15 protein-coding genes are annotated in these 18,091 nt (G+C 50.0%); 8 read left to right on the top strand and 7 right to left on the bottom strand.

Annotation, left to right across the window (positions count from 1 at the left end):
• Positions 1-57 precede the first annotated feature (57 nt).
• From DW677_RS00345 to DW677_RS00315, 6 genes are all read right to left on the bottom strand, one after another.
• Complete coding sequence (locus tag DW677_RS00345; protein WP_117485051.1) at positions 58-678, bottom strand: DUF1836 domain-containing protein; 621 nt, start codon at positions 676-678, stop codon at positions 58-60.
• A gap of 147 nt (positions 679-825) precedes the next feature.
• Positions 826-1,839: a TAXI family TRAP transporter solute-binding subunit gene (locus tag DW677_RS00340; protein WP_015554978.1), complete on the bottom strand. Its 1,014-nt coding sequence runs from the start codon at positions 1,837-1,839 to the stop codon at positions 826-828.
• A 212-nt stretch (positions 1,840-2,051) separates the two neighbouring features.
• Positions 2,052-3,302, bottom strand: a complete 1,251-nt coding sequence (locus tag DW677_RS00330) for a sodium/glutamate symporter (protein ID WP_117470621.1) — start codon at positions 3,300-3,302, stop codon at positions 2,052-2,054.
• A 414-nt stretch (positions 3,303-3,716) separates the two neighbouring features.
• Positions 3,717-4,967, bottom strand: a complete 1,251-nt coding sequence (locus DW677_RS00325) for a sodium/glutamate symporter (protein WP_015554975.1) — start codon at positions 4,965-4,967, stop codon at positions 3,717-3,719.
• A gap of 236 nt (positions 4,968-5,203) precedes the next feature.
• Positions 5,204-5,890, bottom strand: coding sequence for a response regulator (locus tag DW677_RS00320; RefSeq protein WP_117485053.1), 687 nt, complete (start codon positions 5,888-5,890; stop codon positions 5,204-5,206).
• Positions 5,878-7,560 (bottom strand): ATP-binding protein, encoded by a 1,683-nt coding sequence (locus tag DW677_RS00315; protein ID WP_117485055.1) that lies wholly within the window; start codon positions 7,558-7,560, stop codon positions 5,878-5,880. Before DW677_RS00315 ends, DW677_RS00320 begins: the two co-directional genes overlap by 13 nt.
• A 335-nt stretch (positions 7,561-7,895) precedes the next feature.
• Here DW677_RS00315 and gap point away from each other — a divergent pair, with 335 nt between their 5' ends.
• The 6 genes from gap (at position 7,896) to DW677_RS00285 (ending at position 14,596) form a co-directional block, all read left to right on the top strand.
• Positions 7,896-8,915 carry a type I glyceraldehyde-3-phosphate dehydrogenase gene (gene gap, locus DW677_RS00310; RefSeq protein WP_015554972.1) on the top strand — a complete coding sequence of 340 codons (1,020 nt, stop codon included), beginning with the start codon at positions 7,896-7,898 and terminating at the stop codon, positions 8,913-8,915.
• Positions 8,916-9,232: 317 nt separating this feature from the next.
• Positions 9,233-10,456, top strand: a complete 1,224-nt coding sequence (locus tag DW677_RS00305; RefSeq protein ID WP_117485057.1) for a phosphoglycerate kinase — start codon at positions 9,233-9,235, stop codon at positions 10,454-10,456.
• 274 nt (positions 10,457-10,730) lie between these two features.
• On the top strand, positions 10,731-11,480 hold the full coding sequence (gene tpiA / locus DW677_RS00300; protein WP_015554970.1) for a triose-phosphate isomerase: 750 nt from the start codon (positions 10,731-10,733) through the stop codon (positions 11,478-11,480).
• A 532-nt stretch (positions 11,481-12,012) separates the two neighbouring features.
• Entirely contained in the window at positions 12,013-12,897 is an 885-nt protein-coding gene (locus DW677_RS00295) for a DegV family protein (RefSeq protein ID WP_117566341.1), read from the top strand.
• Between the two features lie 253 nt (positions 12,898-13,150).
• On the top strand, positions 13,151-13,576 hold the full coding sequence (locus DW677_RS00290; RefSeq protein WP_117470624.1) for a PPC domain-containing DNA-binding protein: 426 nt from the start codon (positions 13,151-13,153) through the stop codon (positions 13,574-13,576).
• A 114-nt stretch (positions 13,577-13,690) separates the two neighbouring features.
• Positions 13,691-14,596, top strand: coding sequence for an RsmB/NOP family class I SAM-dependent RNA methyltransferase (locus DW677_RS00285; RefSeq protein ID WP_117566286.1), 906 nt, complete (start codon positions 13,691-13,693; stop codon positions 14,594-14,596).
• Positions 14,597-14,644: 48 nt separating this feature from the next.
• Here the strand turns inward: DW677_RS00285 and DW677_RS00280 are convergent, their stop codons facing one another.
• Entirely contained in the window at positions 14,645-16,024 is a 1,380-nt protein-coding gene (locus DW677_RS00280) for an MATE family efflux transporter (RefSeq protein ID WP_117566340.1), read from the bottom strand.
• A gap of 132 nt (positions 16,025-16,156) precedes the next feature.
• Between DW677_RS00280 and DW677_RS00275 the strand changes: the two genes are divergently transcribed.
• Together DW677_RS00275 and DW677_RS00270 are read left to right on the top strand one after the other, a co-directional pair.
• Entirely contained in the window at positions 16,157-17,104 is a 948-nt protein-coding gene (locus DW677_RS00275) for a LysR family transcriptional regulator (protein ID WP_242992081.1), read from the top strand.
• Positions 17,105-17,348: 244 nt separating this feature from the next.
• Positions 17,349-18,062 (top strand): hypothetical protein, encoded by a 714-nt coding sequence (locus DW677_RS00270; RefSeq protein WP_117484607.1) that lies wholly within the window; start codon positions 17,349-17,351, stop codon positions 18,060-18,062.
• Positions 18,063-18,091: the final 29 nt, after the last annotated feature.

Raw genomic sequence — 18,091 nt, 5'->3', positions numbered from 1 at the left:
AAAGGCCTTCTGACAGAAGCAAAATGGGGATTGCTTCTGAAGGAAGGTCTTTTTGAATTATTTCTTTTTCTTCGGCGGATTCGCATCCCGCAGTTCGTCGGCCAGACGCTCGATCATCTGCTTCTTTAAGAACACGTCGAAAGCCAGCTCGCAGATAAATGCGAAGAGCTGCAGCGATTCTGCATTCTCAGGATCCTCCGATCCCTCCGCGGCAGTGGGGAAGGTCTCCTTCGCTTTCTCGAATTTCTCCTTCACATCTTCCTTCAGCCGGTCCATCTGATCATGTTCCATGGAGAAGACCTTTGTGTAGATCTCCGCCAGGGAGGATTCCGATGTGCCGAAATGGTTCTCTGTAATATAGGAAAGAACTGTCTCGATATCCGTGAAGCTCAGCAGATTTTTAAAATAATAGATAAATACCAGAAGCAGGATATGTTCCTGGGTATATTTTTTCCGTACCGGGGATGGAAGCAGGTTGTTTTTCGCATAGTTGTTGATCATAGTCTTTGTCAGAACCTTGTCTTCCGGGTAGCGCTTTAACTCACCGAGGTGCTTCTCCATAAAGGTCGTCACCTGATCCATATAGAGGTCGATCTGCGGGATCTCATCCACATGAATGTGGTCGAGGCTGTCCAGGTGGGCAAGCAGCTCATTCAGTCGTTCTTCATTCGTTCTCATGGTGAAACTCCTTTCATCCATCTATTATATAGTATTAAAAACTATATGACAAGGGGCAAAGATGATTTTAAACAAAAAGCGCATCATCCGGGGACGATATCCCGGATGGTGCGCTTTCGACTGTTTATACTTTTATACTGAAAAGAGTTATCTGCTATGCTCCTGCAGCAGTCCCTGTTCCGCATAATACCGTTCAGCTCCCGGATGAAGCTCGATCGGAAGATCCTCGTACATGAATCCCGTCTGTGAGGCATAGGAGAGGGCGGGATGGAGATCCTTTAAGCGGTCACGGTTCTCGTAGAGGATCGAGGTGATCTCATAGACGAGATCGTCGCTCATGTTCTCGCTGACGCAGAGGAGACATTTGATCCCAAAGGTCGCAACATTCTCGTCCTGACCGTTGTAGGTACCGGCGGGGATCTCCTCCATATAATAGAATGGATTGGAGCGGATGATGGAGCGGAGCTCAGAATCCGTGTATTTTAAAAGATGGCACGGAACCGCGTCCGCCAGCTTTGCGAGTCCGGAAATTGGCACACCGGTAAACCCGTGAATTGCGTCGAGGGTCCTGTTTTTAACCTCCTCAGCGCCCGAGCCGAGGCCGCAGTTGACAAGGGTAGAATTCTGTTCTGTGACACCGAGAACACTCAGGGAAACCTTTGCGGCGAGCTCCGTGGTGGAATCATGAGGACCGACCCCAAGTTTATTCCCCTTCAGATCATGCACGTAAAAAATACCGGAATCATCCCGGGCCATCCAGTTCGAGATGCTTGGATAGAGGGCTGCGATGACCTTGAGTCCTTTAAACGGGGCATCTTTGAATTCCCCGCTTCCGTTTACTGCGGCAAAGGCCACATCACCGCTGACGAGTCCGAGATCGATGCTTCCCTGTTCGAGGGAACGGACATTCCCGGCGGAGCCCGTGGAAGCGCTGACATTCAGTTTGAGGGTGGAGTCAGAATCCTCAACGACCCCGGAGATCGCTTTTCCGACCGGGTACATGGTCCCGCCGCTGTCGGCAGTTCCGATCGTCAGGATTTTTAATGAATCTGATGCTGCCCCTGTCTGGCCCTGCGGGGGCGCGGAAGCCTTTCCGCATCCGCCAAGCGCGAGACCGGTGCAGAGGAGGAACAAAGAAATTATGTGTGAAAATTTATGCATGAAGATATCCTATTCCTTGTGTGTTCAGGCTGTAAAACCGGAAAAAGCTCCGGACAGCTTTTGTAACTTTACATCTTTAGAGTATAACATAAAATCTGTGGCAGATACAATGTATTTTAGAAAAACAAACAAAAACCGGTCGGAGAGGGGGGATCTCCGACCGGAAAAGAGGGTTATACAAATGAGAAACCAATAAATATTGTAAGGCTCTGTCAACTCCGGAACAGACTTCCGAAGATGGAGAGGAAGATCGGGTTGTAGATATCGTCGATGATAACGGCAAAGGATGGATATAAAACCCAGGCGATAGTGTGCCAGCCGTACTGGTCCATGATCGCTTTCTCGTTTGCGACGGCGTTGGAACCGGAACCGCAGCCCCAGCCGATGTTTCCGGCTGTCATGACAGCTGCACCGTAATCGCGTCCAAAGAGGTTGAAGGATACAAAGATTCCAAAGAGTGCCATGAAAATGCCCTGTGCTACGAGGATAATGCCCATCTGTCCTGCAAGAGGAGCAAGCTTCGTGAAATCGGTGGTCATAAGTACGAGGGCAAGGTAGAGCTCTAAGAACATATGCTCAATAGCGTCAACCTCCGGCACATAGAACTTGATTCCGGTTGCTTCCATGACGTTTCTCGCGATGGCACCTGCGAAGAGGCAGCCGATGAATTTCGGCATCTCGATCATCGGGATGTTGTCAAGCAGACAGTAGATCGGCATTCCGAGCGCTGCGAGAAGAAGACACATCGCGAACATCATGATCATTTTCGTGTTGTTAAGCTCCGGAACCTTGCCGGTTGCGTGTGCTTCCGGTTTGTCGTTCGGATCAGACTTTAAGCCATGCTTTGCGATCAGGAAGGCTGCAACCGGACCGCCGATCAGGGAACCCATGATATTTCCCATGGTACCTGCCGCGACACCAACAACGGTGGCATCCGGCGCGCCCCATTCCTCAAAGATCGGGCCGAACGCAGACGCGGTGCCGACACCGCCGGACATCGCCGCGGAAGAACACTGGAGCGCTAAGAGCGGGTGCATTCCGATGAGCTGGCTCAGTGCGTATCCTAAGAGGTCCTGACAGGTGATCAGAAGACATGCTGCAAATGCGATGAGGATACAGAGCTTTCCGCCTGCGTGCTTTAACATCTTCGCGCTGAAGCCGAAGCCTACGCAGAGGAAGAATAAGTTCTGGCAGAGATCCTTCATGATCGTCGCGTCGAAGGAGATTCCGACGATTCCGGCACCCTTGATGCAGGATACGATGATCGAGAAGATCAGACCGGAAATAACAGGCGCCGGGATCGCGTATTTTCTGAGCGCCTCAGAACGGGCAACGATGGCCCTGCCAAGGAAGATCACGATGGCCGCGAAACCGAGAGTACACAGGTACTCAAACTTGAAAGAGGCGACTGCTCCGTCGGCTGCCGGTTTGTAGGTGCCGAAATAACTGATGATACTTTCCATAAGAGTTCCTCCAATCCTTTTTTAGTAGGTGTGTTCCGATAGACTCCCGAAAATAAAACAGTGAATGGAACTGTTTTATTTCCCCACAGAGGAATCTGCCGGAGGTGTTTGGGAAGGTAAAATCTTTATGAAAAAAGAATAAAATATTTTCAAATAAAATGCAATTTTAATAAGTATTAACCAATAATTGTAACTTAAGTAACAAAAATACAGTAAAAAACTTACAAAAACGGATACAGAGAGAATATAAAGCTATACGGAAAATTAGCGGGAAAGGACTTGACATCTTTGAGCGTCCCGCGCAGCCGGTATCTTTGCGCAAAAAATCCGCCCGGAAGAGTGGGAATCTCTCCGGGCGGATATAAGAGGGGTATGTTTCAAGATCAAAAACTGTATATGGGATACGACTTGCGATCAGCCTTTGAATAAGCCACCAAAGATGGAAAGGAAGATCGGGTTATAGATATCATCGATGATAACAGCGAAGGACGGGTAAAGAACCCATGCGATGTTATGCCATCCGTACTGATCCATAACAGCCTTTTCGTTCGCTACTGCGTTCGGACCGGAACCGCAGCCCCAACCGATGTTGCCGGCTGTCATAACGGCTGCGCCGTAGTCACGGCCAAAGAGGTTGAAGGAAACGAAGATACCGAACAGAGCCATGAGGATCGCCTGTGCTACGAGGATGATACCCATCTGGCCTGCAACCGGGGCAAGCTTTGTGAAGTCTGTTGTCATAAGAACAAGTGCAAGGTAAAGCTCCAGGAACATATGCTCGATGGCGTCAACCTCCGGAACATAGAACTTGATGTTTGCAGCTTCCATGACGTTTCTTGCGATGGCACCTGCGAAGAGGCAGCCGATGAATTTCGGCATCTCAATCATCGGGATATTGTCGAGTAAGCAGTAAATCGGCATGCCGAGAGCTGCGAGAAGTAAGCACATTGCGAACATCATGATCATCTTTGTGTTGTCAAGCTCCGGTGCCTTGCCGGTTGCCTTTGCTTCCGGCTTATCGTTCGGGTCAGCCTTTAAACCGTGCTTTGCGATCAGGAAAGCCGCAACCGGACCACCGATGAGGGAGCCCATAACGTTACCAAGAGTACCTGCCGCAACACCGATCGTTGTAGCATCCTGTGCACCCCAGCCCTCGAAGATCGGACCAAAGGCAGATGCGGTACCAACACCACCGGACATCGCTGAGGAAGAACACTGAAGAGCGAGGAGCGGATTTAAGTTGATCAGGTGAGCGATCGCAACACCGAGAACATCCTGACAGGTGATCAGGAGGCAGGCAGCAAATGCGATCATGACGCAGAGCTTTCCGCCTGCATGTCTTAACATCTTTGCGCTGAAGCCGAAGCCTACGCAGAGGAAGAAGAGGTTCTGACAGAGGTCTTTCATGACCTTTGCGTCAAAACTGATACTGACTGTGCCGGTCATCTTGATCGCGGAAATCAGGAGTGAAAAGATGATACCGGAAACAACCGGAGCTGGAATCGCATATTTTCTTAATGCCGCGGAATGTGCGACGATTGCGCGTCCGAGGAAGATTACGATTGCTGCAAAGCCGAGAGTACATAAATACTCAAATTTAAAATTTGCGATTGCGCCATCGGCAGCTGGTGTGTAGGTGCCGAAATAGCTGATGATATTTTCCATAAAATATCCTCCTATCCTTTTTTTGCCTTACACATTCCGCTCTTCTTTTCCTGTCCCGGGAATCCGGAAACAGCTCACAGATGAAAAGAAAAGCGCTCCATCTGTTTATACCCCGTTTACATTGATGAAAATGTGTAAAAACTTTATAAAAAGAATAAAAGATTTTGTGCATGGTGTCAATTTAAGTAAGTAAGTAACAGGTTTTGTAAATATCGTAACTGCCGCCGGAGGGCAAATCATCTTTGCCCGAATCCATATTTGATCGAAGGGCGGCCGCCGGTCTTGTAATCGATCGTGCTGATGATCTCGCCAGTGTCTACCATATAGTTCATGTATCTGCGGATCGTGATGCGGGAGAGGTGGATCTGCTCGGCGATCTGCTCGCTGGTAAAGAAGCCATTCCGGTTGTTCTGCAGATATTCCCGGATCATGGCAAGGGTTGTCTCGTTCAATCCCTTTGCGAGTGACGGCTTTGCGTCTGCCCTCTGGTCATTCACGGAAAAAAGACGGTCGATATCGTGCTGGCCGAGTCCCCCGTGGCTGTGCTCCAGATACTTCTTTGTCTCGGTAAAACGGTCAAGAGCTGTCTTAAAACGCGTATATTCGAAGGGTTTCACGAGATAGTCGGTGATCCCGCGATTTAACAGGGAGCGGACGATATCCGTATCGTTCGCGGAGGTGACCATAATGACGGATGGTGTGAGGCCGGCATTGTGGAGGGCATCAAGAAATTCACCGCCGTTCATGACAGGAGTATAGTAATCGAGAATGATCAGGTCAGTGGGATTCGTCTTCAGGTAGGGGAGCGCCTCCGACCCGTTTTTAAAGATCCGGTCCACCCGGAATTCCGGAGTGACCTCGACATACTGTTTATTGATGGAGGCGACCATCGGATCGTCCTCGATGATGATTACATGGTACATGGTGTATGCTTCCTTTCCGTAAATGTGATGGTAAAGCAGGTGCCCTCTCCCGGTTCTGTCTCGATGGAGATCTCGCCGTTCCCGCTGTCTACAAGCTGTTTGATCAGGAAAAGTCCGGTCCCGCGGTTTGTGCCCTTGGACGAGACGCCCTTTTCATAGATCCTGTCGATCAGATCCGGACGGATCCCGCGCCCGGTGTCCTCACAGGTGATGATATTGCAGCCAGGGTCACAGTAGATCCCGAGTGTGATCTCCCGGATCTCAGGACTGCCTGCGGAAAGCTCCTCGATGGCATTTTCGAGAAGATTTCCGACGATCGTGATATAGTTTTCGACCGGAAGAAGGAGATCCTTTTCCAGACAGCGGCTGTCCGGGGAGACGGTGAGCAGGATGCCGAGCTCCGCGGCATGCATCATTTTTCCGATCACAAGGGCGCAGATCTTTGATACGCGCAGACAGTCCGCAGTCTGGCGGATCGACTGGCTGGAGACAAGGTTGCTGTTGATAATGAAGTTGATGGCCTCCTCCGTCTGACCGGTCTGGAGGTAGCCCAGGATCACGTGGAGCTTATTTAAAAATTCGTGGTTGAAGGCGCGCAGTGTGTCAAGCATCGCCTTTGCTCCGGTGAGCTCGTCCATGACCGTCTCCATCTCCGTCTGGTCATTGATGATCGTGAGGATCACCGGATGCTCCGTCTGGGTGTCTGCCGGAATCTCACTGACCAGAAGTCTTCGGTTCTCACAGGTGCAGGCACGGTGGTAGGACGGTGTGCCGGACGCGAGGACCCGGTCTGCCTGGGATTCCGGGAAGAAATCCCTGAAAGTGCGTCCTTCCATAAGAGGTTCAGTCCGTTCCTGTCCGGAAGTCCCATCGTCCGGGGAGACAGAAGGCGGATCCTCCGGTTTTTCAGGCAGGACATGAAAGAGATTTTCTGCCGCCTGATTTGCGTAGACCACGGAACCGGTGGAATCCGTGGCGACAAGCCCCTCCTCCAGTGCATTCAGCACGGTATCCTGACGCAGATACAGGTCGAGAAGCTCCGTCGGATGATGTCCCATCAGGGAATCCCGGAGAAGGGAGACGAGTCCGTGAGACAGAAGGATGCTGACGAGCAGCATGACCATCGCTGCTAATAAATAGGTAGGAAAGACCTCGTGGATCTGCTCGGAGATATAAGTGTTGAAGACCGACGCTATAACGAATCCGATGATCGCTCCGTCGCTGTTCCGGATCGAATGGAAAGCCCGCCGCTGGGAACCGTTTGTACCGTAGCCGATGGTGATATAGGGCTGGCTTCCTTTTAATATTGCCTCCTCCTCGCCGCCGACGAAGGTTTCCCCCGTCTCCTTCCGGTTTGTGTGGTAGAACCGCAGCCCGGTCGTATTATAAATGGCTATGACATTGAGATCGGGAAAATTTTCAGACAGGGAATCCAGAGCTTCATTGGCGGATCCGTCCGGATAACCGTTTTCCAGCATGGAGACAACATTGTCCATGGAGGCGACATAGGCGGCGAGGGCGCTGATGTTTTTATCGATCTCCTGACGCTGACGTGTAATCGTCGAAAAAAGGGTTATACTTAAGGAGAGGAGCAGCAGGCAGACGGACACTGCCATAAAGCTGAAAAACAACTGGCTCTCCAGGGATAGTTTTCGAAATTTCTGCATCATGAAACGTGTCCTCCATAGTGGAATACAGGGTATTGATATTTATGCCTTAGTATAAAAAAAAAAAGAAGGAGTTTCAAGAGGAAAGATGACGAAAAAAAGAGGGATTCCCGGCTTTTGCCGAAAAAAGGAGAAAATCTTCGATTCATATTGGGAAAAGTTTGTAAAAAGGACTTGCTATTTCTGGCAGAATTATGTACAATAAAACCAAGGTTGATTAATATTTAACAATCATAACTGTTTGGCGTTTCAGAGTATCCTTTATGTTCCGTGAAACGTGCGGACATGCTGAATGGTTATGAAACGACCACACATCATTTTCTAGGAGGAAAAGAAAAATGGCAGTTAAAGTTGCGATTAATGGTTTTGGCCGTATTGGCCGTCTTGCATTCAGACAGATGTTTGGCGCAGAAGGATTCGAGATCGTTGCGATCAACGACTTAACTTCTCCGGAGATGCTCGCACACCTTTTAAAATATGATTCCACACAGGGCAGATATGCTCTTGCGGATACAGTATCCTACGGTGAGGATTCTATCACTGTTGATGGCAAAGAGATCAAGATCTACGCGAAAGCAAACGCAGCTGAGCTTCCGTGGGGCGAGATCGGTGTAGACGTTGTTCTTGAGTGCACAGGCTTCTACACATCCAAAGCAAAAGCACAGGCTCATATCGATGCAGGCGCTAAGCACGTTATCATTTCCGCTCCGGCAGGAAACGATCTTCCGACGATCGTTTACAACGTAAACCACGAGACATTAAGCAAAGATGACCACATCATCTCCGCTGCTTCCTGTACAACAAACTGCCTCGCTCCGATGGCAAAGGCATTAAACGACTCTTACCCGATCCAGTCCGGTATCATGTGCACGATCCACGCTTACACAGGCGACCAGATGACACTTGACGGACCGCAGAGAAAGGGCGATAAGAGAAGAAGCCGTGCAGCAGCGATCAACATTGTTCCGAACAGCACAGGCGCTGCAAAGGCAATCGGCCTTGTAATTCCGGAATTAAACGGCAAGCTCATCGGTTCTGCTCAGCGTGTTCCTACACCGACAGGTTCCACAACGATCTTAACAGCTGTTGTTAAGGGCCAGCCGACAAAGGAATCCATCAACGCAGCAATGAAAGCAGCTTCCAACGAGTCCTTCGGCTACAACACAGATGAGATCGTTTCCAGCGATATCGTTGGTATGAGATACGGTTCTCTCTTCGATGCAACACAGACAATGGTTCTCCCGATCGACGAGAACACATCTGAGGTTCAGGTTGTATCCTGGTACGATAACGAGAACTCCTACACAAGCCAGATGGTTCGTACAATTAAGCACTTCGGAAAACTGTTAAATGCTTAATCGGTCCACAGAAATTGTGACAAATTAGACTCACTGAGGGGTCCGGTCTGTTGAGGACCGGATCCCTTTTTTATGTAACAGGAAATTACGAGGAATTCCCTGTTGCATAAAAAGGCACTGACGTGCCAAAGATGCGCACTCGCGCGAAGATGTAGACTGTCGCAAGCGACCGCACGAGGCGCGAGAATGTGCCAAGGCACATTCTTTTTTACACGGAAAGCGCGCGAAAGCCCGCCTCCCGCGAAAGACTCCGGCGGCTGCCGTGGGGCGGAAGACAGGCAGATGTCTGTCAGAAAATATCAAGGAGGAATTCCGACATGTCTTTAAATAAGAAAACAGTTGATGATATCAACGTAAAAGGTAAAAGAGTTTTAGTCCGCTGCGATTTCAATGTACCGCTTAAGAACGGCGAGATCACAGATGAGACACGTATCAACGCGGCTCTCCCGACGATCCAGAAGCTGATCAACGATGGCGGCAAGGTAATTCTTTGCTCCCACCTCGGAAAAGTTAAAAACGGACCGAACGAGGGAGAATCCCTTGCACCGGTTGCAAAGAGCCTTTCCGCAAAGCTTGGCAAGGAAGTTGTATTCGTTTCTGATTACAATGTAACCGGCGAAGCTGCAACAAAGGCAGTGGATGCTATGAAAGAAGGGGACGTAGTCCTTCTTCAGAATACACGTTTCCGCGGCGCTGAGGAGACAAAGAACGGCGAGAAGTTCAGCAAAGAGCTCGCGGATCTCGCAGACGATTATGTATGCGACGCGTTCGGTTCCTCCCACAGAGCACACGCTTCCGTAGCAGGTGTTACAAAATTCATCTCCGCAAAGGGCGGCTCCAACGTAGTCGGCTACCTGATGGAGAAAGAGATCGCGTTCCTTGGAAACGCGGTTGAGAATCCGGTTCGTCCGTTCGTAGCGATCCTCGGCGGTGCAAAGGTTGCTGATAAGTTAAATGTGATCTCCAACCTGCTTGAGAAGTGTGATACCCTCATCATCGGCGGTGGTATGGCTTATACCTTCTTAAAGGCACAGGGCAAGGAGATCGGTAAGTCCTTAGTTGACGATACAAAGATCGACTACTGCAAGGAGATGATGGAGAAGGCAGAAAAGCTTGGAAAGAAGCTTCTCCTTCCGGTTGATACAACCGTTGTTGCTGAGTTCCCGAACCCGATCGACGCACCGGTTGAGGTTGAGTACGTTTCCGTAGATGCGATCCCGGCAGACAAAGAGGGCGTTGATATCGGACCGGAGACCTGCAAGCTCTACACAGAAGCTGTAAAGAACGCAAAGACGGTTGTATGGAACGGACCGATGGGTGTATTCGAGAACCCGACTCTCGCTGCAGGTACGATCGCGGTTGCGAAAGCACTTGCTGAGACAGATGCTACAACGATCATCGGCGGCGGTGATTCCGCGGCAGCAGTCAACCAGCTCGGCTTCGGTGACAAGATGAGCCATATCTCCACAGGCGGCGGCGCATCCTTAGAGTTCCTGGAAGGAAAAGAGCTTCCGGGCGTTGCCGCAGCGGATGACAAATAATGAATGAAACCAGTACACAGTGCGCCTGAAAAGGCATGAAAAGGCGCTGCAAGCTCGCTTGCATAAGCCTTTTCAGGTCTTTTCAGGCATAGGGGGCGCGCCCCCGGCTTCTTGTTTTTATGAAATAAAAACAAGAAGATGCACGGTGGGGAGCAAATGTACGCATTTACTTTCCTGGCTGTAAATATTATAGTGTCCGAGATTCCAGATCCGGGACGGCGATCCCGTCCCGGATTTTGTGATATAAAATTGGTATATATGGGGGTAGATAATCATGGCAAGAAAGAAAATTATCGCTGGAAACTGGAAAATGAACATGACTCCGTCCGAGGCAGTGGCACTCGTTGAGACATTAAAGCCGCTTGTTAAGACGGAGGAAGCGGACGTTGTATTCTGCGTACCGGCTATCGACATCATTCCTGTCGTAAAGGCATGCGAGGGAACAAACATTGAGGTTGGTGCTGAGAATATGTATTTCGAGGAGAAGGGCGCATACACAGGCGAGATCTCCCCGAACATGCTGACAGATGCCGGCGTAAAATATGTGATCATCGGACATTCCGAGAGAAGAGAGTACTTTGCTGAGACAGATGAGACTGTCAATAAGAAAGTCTTAAAGGCATTCGAGCATGGACTGACCCCGATCATCTGCTGCGGTGAGACTCTTACTCAGAGAGAACAGGGAATCACTCTGGATTGGATCCGCAAACAGGTGAAGATCGCGTTCCAGAACGTGACAGCAGATCAGGCAAAGACTGCTGTGATCGCTTACGAGCCGATCTGGGCGATCGGAACCGGAAAGACAGCTACCACAGAGCAGGCTGAGGAAGTCTGCGGAGCGATCCGTGCGTGCATCGGTGAGATCTACGACGAGGCAACAAAGGAAGCGATCCGCATCCAGTACGGTGGATCTGTAAACGCCGGAAATGCTGCTGAGCTCTTCGCACAGCCGGATATCGACGGAGGACTTGTCGGCGGCGCATCCTTAAAGGCTGATTTCGGAAAGATCGTAAATTACAAATAAGGTAACTATTCAGTACCTTCATAGTTACGTGCAAAAATCCATTCCAGATCAGCTTCGCTGATGGGATTTTTGCCTTCCAGCCTATGTTTTCTTACGGTCAGCGCAGCAAGTGCGCAGACCTACTGAACAGTTACCAAATAAGTATCATATATGCAGGAAGAGATTCCCGGCTGTATGAATATGCAGTTTACATAAAACTGCAAGGGAAATACCAGGAAAAATTTTGAGCGCTGTGTCATGGAAAATAAGATGTGACACAGCGCCTTTTATTTACGCGAACAACGAGCCAAAGTCCGCGCTTGCGCGAGACCTTGGCGACTGTCGCGATAACAAGGGGAAACTCGCGAAGCGTGTTTTCAGTTGTTTACGATTTACAATAGTGACAATCTGTCATTTTTTGCGTCCACCCTATTGACTGGAAAGAATGAAAATGTTACGATATTTAGATGTTCAAAATATTTTAGACAAAAATGATTTGATTTTACAGAAATCCGGCTGCGTCGGATCAGAGAATGAAAGAGGAAATACCTATATGAAAAAGATTGGAATCGTAACAGACAGTCACAGCAGTATCAGTCAGGAAGAGGCGGAAAAGCTTGGGATTTTTGTCCTGCCGATGCCGTTTTACATCGATGGGGAGTGCTATTACGAGAGCGTGACCCTGTCCCGCGAACTTTTTTTTGAGAAGCTGGCGGCCGGAGCGGATATTACGACGTCCCAGCCATCCCCGACTGCGGTGATGGAAATCTGGGATAAGGCGCTGGAGCAGTTTGAGAAGATCCTCTATTTACCGATCAGCAGCGGTCTCAGCGGTTCCTACGAGACAGCGATGATGTTGGCGAAGGATGAAGCGTATGAGGGGCGCGTTCTCGTTGTCGATGACGGACAGGTTGCGGCTCCGCTCCACCAGATGGTATTAGATACCTTGGATATGATCAAAAAAGGATATGAGGCGGAACAGATCCGTGATCTTCTTGAAAGGGCGGGAGACCGGATGATGATCTATATCGCGCTCCAGACGCTGGAGTGCTTAAAGAAAGGCGGAAGAGTGACACCGGCGGCAGCGGCGTTGGGATCTGTGTTTCATATTAAGCCGATCCTGAAGCTGCAGACAGGAAAGCTGGACTCCTTTAAGAAATGTCACGGGATCGTAAAAGCAAAGAAGGCGGCCATCGAGGCCATGCAGGCAGAGATCCGGGATAACTTTCAGGACGCGTTAAATGACGGCGCCCTTCACCTTCTGGCGGCCTCCAGCGGAACGGACGAGGAGAATGCGGCATGGGTCGAGGAGATCAGGGAGGCATTTCCGGGCGTTCCGCTTCTCTATGATAATCTGTCCCTCGGCGTATCCTGCCATATCGGACCGGGCGGAATGGGAATCGGGTGCGCGGTGGCACCGGATTATAAGAGAGTGTAATGCCGGGGATATGGTTCTTTTGCAGCATGTGTGCCGGGTAGAAGCTGATTGTGGAATTCGATAAGAGTTTCAGAGGTGAGTTTCAGATAGAAGTTGTAAGCTCTGTGAGTGTTGCGTGTATACAAAATTTGTCTTATAATAGAAATCAGACAATAAAAAATGAATGTTGTTTTGCACACCGGAGAACACAATTCTGCAGCAGGGCGAAGGTTTGTTGGCAGGGAGGTGTAGGTGCGCATAGAAGGAGGTAATGATGGAATACCGTAGATTTGGAAATACGATCGTAGCAAGGATCGATCAGGGTGAGGACGTTCTTGAGAAGATGAAGCGCATCGCGATGCTTGAGGATGTGAAGCTTGCGAGCGTCAGCGCATTAGGTACATTTTCTTCCATGACCGTAGGAATTTATGATCTGGAAAGGCGTCAGTTTATGGGAAATGATTTCGAGGGAATGTTTGAGATTGTCTCCTTCACAGGAACCATCAACACGATGGACGGCAAGTATTACAGCCACATCCACGCGGCGGCAGCCGACGCGAAGGGCAATGTGTACGGCGGGCATTTAAGTCATGGCATTATCGGAGCGACCTGCGAGATGGTGATTACGGTGATTGACGGAGTTGTGGATCGTGTAAAAGATGAGGAGACAGGACTCAATGTCTTTAACTTTAAGTGTTAAAGTGCAGAAAGGTAACTGCTCAGCAGGTCTGCGCGTAACTGTGAAGGTACTGAATCGTTACATATTTTTGTGAATTGTGATAAGAGATAAGAAAAGATCGATAAGGAGCAGGTTATGGAACAGATGATTCCGGGATTTCTGGAAGAGATGTTGAAAAAACAGTATGGAGAGGAAGCTTTCGCGAAGATCCTCGCGGGATATCAGGCGAGACGCCCGGTGACACTCCGGGTCAATCCCCTAAAGGCGGACCGGAACTCGGTGGAGCAGGCACTTACCGGTGCCGGGATCGCGTTTAAAAATGTATCATGGTATGAGGACGCGATGATCATCGAGGGTGCAAGGGAGCCGGAGATCCAGGAACTTCCGATCTATAAGGAAGGCGGAATCTATCTCCAGAGCCTTTCCTCCATGCTGCCGCCGCTGTTTCTCGGTCCAAAGGCGGGAGAGTCCGTCCTCGATATGGCTGCCGCTCCGGGCGGAAAGACGACCCAGATGGCGGCGATGACGGGAAATCAGGCGCAGATCACGGCCTGCGAGAAGAATAAGGCGCGGTCGGAAAAGTTAAAATACAATCTGGAAAAGCAGGGGGCATCCGGAACCTACGTGATGGTGGAGGACGCAAGAAAGCTTGACGATTTCTTTTCCTTCGACCGGATCCTCTTAGACGCGCCCTGCAGCGGAAGCGGAACCGTAGAAGTGCGGGACGGCGTCTGCCGGACAAAGATCTCAAAGGAACTTGTGGAAAGATCCGCGAGAACCCAGGAAGAACTGTTAAAAAAGGCGCTGAAGCTTTTAAAATCCGGACATGAGATGGTCTACTCCACCTGCTCGATCTTAAAAGAGGAGAACGAAGTCCTCTTAAAGCGCGTGTTAAAGAGTGCAGGCGGAGAGCTTGTACCGATCGGGGAAGAGTGGACGAAGGAACTTCCGTTACTTCCGAACGCGATGCCGGGGACGCTCCTCGTGGGACCGGATGACCTGTTTGAGGGATTCTTTGTGGCGAAGATCAGAAAAAAATAGAAGCTCAGAGGAGAGCTTCTATTTTTTTGCAAAAAACGCTTTAAGTTTTTATGCCGCCCTGCGGTTCTCAACCTCGATCCGTTTCAGCTCAGGCATGATCGTGATCAGCATCGTGAGAATGCAGGCGGTTCCGCCGATGACATTGGAGACCGGCTCAGCGAGGAATACGCCGTCGGTTCCCATATGCATGGCGTAGGGGAGAAAGTAGGTCAGCGGTACAACGATGAATACCTTGCGGAGCAGGGAGAAGAAGATCGCAAAGACCTTCTTGTTCAGGGATTTAAATACCGCCTGACCGATGTACTGGAGGTCCATAAAGATAAAAGCCGCAAAATACATGTTCAGCGCCGGAACTGCATCCTGGATCAGCGCCGCGTCCGAGCTGAAAATACGGATCAGCGTTTCCGGGATGAGGATGATCATGCTCCACATGACGGCCGTGTAACCGAAAACGAGGAGACTCATGATCAGAATGGATTTCCGCACGCGTCCCGGTCTGCGGGCACCGTAGTTGTAGCTCAGGATTGGGGAGGTTCCCTCTACCATGGCGTGGATCGGAGTCTCAACAAGCTGGCGCACACTGGAGATGATGGTCATGACGGAGATATAGATATCACCGCCGGCGACGGAAAGAATATTGTTGCAGCAGATCGTTACGAGGCTGTTGGTGAGCTGCATGATAAATCCGGCTGCACCGAGGCTGAGGATATTTTTCGCGTGTCCGGTACATTCCGGGATCTCATTCTTATGAAGGAACCGCAGCTTCAACTCGGATTTTTTCGTGAGGAAAAACACGACGAAGGCGGCAGATAGGCACTGGGAGATCACGGTGGCGATGGCTGCGCCGCGGACGCCGAGTCCGAGGGCAAAAATAAAGAGCGGATCAAGCACAAGGTTCGTTCCGGCACCGATCGCGACGGATAACATGCCGATGCTGGAGTAGCCCTGGGCGTTGATAAACGGGTTCATGCCGACCGCGATCATCGACGGCAGGGTTCCGATCAGATAGAGCATCATATACGGATAGGCGTAAACGATGGCCTCAGCGGAAGCGCCGAAGAGGATCAGGATCGGGCGGGCGAAGAGGAAGCCGACCGCCATCAGGATCACCGCGCAGACACAGAGCATTGTAAAAGAAGTGTTCATAATGCGCCTTGCTGTGTCAGGGTCCTTTTTCCCGCGGAAGATCGAGAAGAGCGGTGCACCGCCGGTTCCAAAGAGATTGCTGAAGGCTGTGATGATGACAATGATCGGAAAGCATAAGCCGACCGCGCCGAGAGCGGCTGTTCCGATCTCCGGGATCCGCGCGATGTAGATGCGGTCCACGATATTATATAGAAGGTTTAAGATCTGGGCAATCAGCATGGGGAGCGCGGCTCCGAGGATATTGCCCGTTATGGTTCCGTTTTCAAAATCAATCCGTTTCATATGCATGGTAGATTCGATTCGATCCTTTCTAAATTTTCTCTTGCGTTTCAAGTATAGCATCCCCTATAATATATGTAAATTATTGTTTTTGTATAGAAATAAAATAAAATTTATATAATACAAGAAGATTCTTTGCATTCAGACTATGATTTTTACGATCCGGGATCCGGACTCCACAATTCGCACCGCTGCGAGAGTGGAGGTCCGCAGATCGCCGGTCAGACAGGAGAGATGATGGAGATCAGACAGTTGGAATACTTCCGGGCCATCGTTGACGCCAGAACCATCAGCGGTGCGGCGAGAGAGCTTCATATGACACAGCCGCCGCTAAGCTACCAGATGAAAATATTGGAGGAGGAACTTCAGGTGCCGCTTTTTATCCGCGGCATGAAGCATATCACACTGACGGAGGCAGGAAAAACGCTCTACGAACAGGCGGGAAAGATCCTGATGCTCTCGGAGGTAACGAAGCGTGAGGTCATAAAATCAAGTCAGGCGGCGACGATCCATATCGGAATGACTCCGTCCACCGTGTCCATGATGTCCCATTACCTGATGCGTTTTGCAAAAAGCCATCCCAATATCCATTTTGATATCCACGAGGGATCCACATTCACGATGAGGGATCAGCTTGAGAACCGGATCCTTGACCTCACGACCCTGCGCACGCCAATTACGTTAAGGGGCTGTGAGACGAGAACTCTGGCGGAGGAACGCCTTCTCGCCATGGCAGTTCCGGAGTTCCCTCTTTTAAAAGGACGCACATCGCTCCATCTGCAGGAGCTCTCGGAACAGCCCCTGATCCTGTCCCACCGGTTTCAGAAATATATCGCCTCGAAGTTTGAGGAGGCGGGACTTGTCTGCGATATCTACCTTGCCTGTGAGGATGCAAGGACCGCGATCACGATGGCGGAACGGGGAATGGGGATCGCGATCCTGCCGACTTCGATGCTGGAACTTTCGGATAAGCTGAAATCATGTGAGGTCTGTGATGCCGATTTTACAACAGAGGTCCTTCTTGCCTGGAGAAAAAGTCGGATTTCGTCGGAAATACAAGAATTTCTGGAATTTTGGAATTGAGAAATGTATTCGTGGAATGCATGAATCTTGAAAAAATCTTGCGAGCAGCTTTTGCAGGCAGATTAGACGAGTGATTTTCAAAAAAACATGCGGTCCTGGAAGCAGACTCGCAGATCGGATACTTTTTTAAATTAACTTTAGAAAGCGTAAAAAGTATGAAAATTTCATATAAGAACGATGAAGGATCGTCTAAGACAAGCCGTCCATGACATAATACACATTATGTCATGGACGGCTTTTTTGAATGAAAAAATGTATGATCGGAAAACGATACGGAAGTCTCGTGGTAATTGAAAAAGTGAAGATTTCAGGGAAACCGAAAACCTATTGGCGGTGTCAGTGTGACTGCGGGAATACATGCACCGTAGAAGATTCACACCTGAAAAACGGACATACGAAGAACTGTGGCTGCAGGAGACGGATCCGAATCCAGGAAAAACGCCTTGATCTCACCGGACAGCGGTACGGCAGGCTTGTGGTTCTGGGACCTGCAGCGGAGCTGACAGAAAAAAAGGAAGGTACGATGGAGCAAAGTGGATCGTCCGAAGGTGATCGCGCGGATCGTCCGGGAAGGATGAGTGACTACTGGCTTTGCCAGTGTGACTGTGGAAAACAATGCATCTGCCGAAAAGAGAATCTCCGCTCCGGGGTCACAAGAAGCTGCGGCTGTCTTCAGGAAGCACAGAGAAAGGTAAATATGAAGAAAGCCATCCATTTTATGGACGGAACCTGTGTGGAGCGGATCGCGTGCAGAAAGACATTTTCCAATAATACTTCCGGTCATCGCGAAGTATACAGAAGAGAAAACAACCGATGGAGAGCCTCCATTGGCTTTCAGGGAAAATCCTACAATCTTGGCAGCTTCGCAACCTATGAGGAGGCAGTTCAGGCGCGGCTGGACGCGGAAAAGCGGTTATATGATCCATTTTTAGCGAAATATCGCGAAGAAAATTCCTGAGGACGCAGGGGGATCACAATACTGATAAA

The organism is Clostridium sp. AM25-23AC (assembly GCF_003435125.1).
In the GTDB taxonomy this organism is placed as follows: Bacteria; Bacillota; Clostridia; order Lachnospirales; family Lachnospiraceae; genus Pilosibacter; species Pilosibacter fragilis.
The sequence above is the reverse complement of the archived record's forward strand: the minus strand, read 5'-3'. Positions and strand labels throughout refer to the sequence as shown.

Coding starts and splice junctions, on each gene's coding strand:
- DW677_RS00345 (WP_117485051.1), bottom strand. CDS start 678: ATGAGAACGAATGAAGAACGACTGAATGAGCTGCTTGCCCACCTGGAC.
- DW677_RS00315 (WP_117485055.1), bottom strand. CDS start 7,560: ATGATGCAGAAATTTCGAAAACTATCCCTGGAGAGCCAGTTGTTTTTC.
- DW677_RS00280 (WP_117566340.1), bottom strand. CDS start 16,024: ATGAAACGGATTGATTTTGAAAACGGAACCATAACGGGCAATATCCTC.
- gap (WP_015554972.1), top strand. CDS start 7,896: ATGGCAGTTAAAGTTGCGATTAATGGTTTTGGCCGTATTGGCCGTCTT.
- DW677_RS00285 (WP_117566286.1), top strand. CDS start 13,691: ATGGAACAGATGATTCCGGGATTTCTGGAAGAGATGTTGAAAAAACAG.
- DW677_RS00305 (WP_117485057.1), top strand. CDS start 9,233: ATGTCTTTAAATAAGAAAACAGTTGATGATATCAACGTAAAAGGTAAA.
- DW677_RS00290 (WP_117470624.1), top strand. CDS start 13,151: ATGGAATACCGTAGATTTGGAAATACGATCGTAGCAAGGATCGATCAG.
- DW677_RS00270 (WP_117484607.1), top strand. CDS start 17,349: ATGAAAAAATGTATGATCGGAAAACGATACGGAAGTCTCGTGGTAATT.
- tpiA (WP_015554970.1), top strand. CDS start 10,731: ATGGCAAGAAAGAAAATTATCGCTGGAAACTGGAAAATGAACATGACT.
- DW677_RS00320 (WP_117485053.1), bottom strand. CDS start 5,890: ATGTACCATGTAATCATCATCGAGGACGATCCGATGGTCGCCTCCATC.
- DW677_RS00325 (WP_015554975.1), bottom strand. CDS start 4,967: ATGGAAAATATCATCAGCTATTTCGGCACCTACACACCAGCTGCCGAT.
- DW677_RS00340 (WP_015554978.1), bottom strand. CDS start 1,839: ATGCATAAATTTTCACACATAATTTCTTTGTTCCTCCTCTGCACCGGT.
- DW677_RS00330 (WP_117470621.1), bottom strand. CDS start 3,302: ATGGAAAGTATCATCAGTTATTTCGGCACCTACAAACCGGCAGCCGAC.
- DW677_RS00295 (WP_117566341.1), top strand. CDS start 12,013: ATGAAAAAGATTGGAATCGTAACAGACAGTCACAGCAGTATCAGTCAG.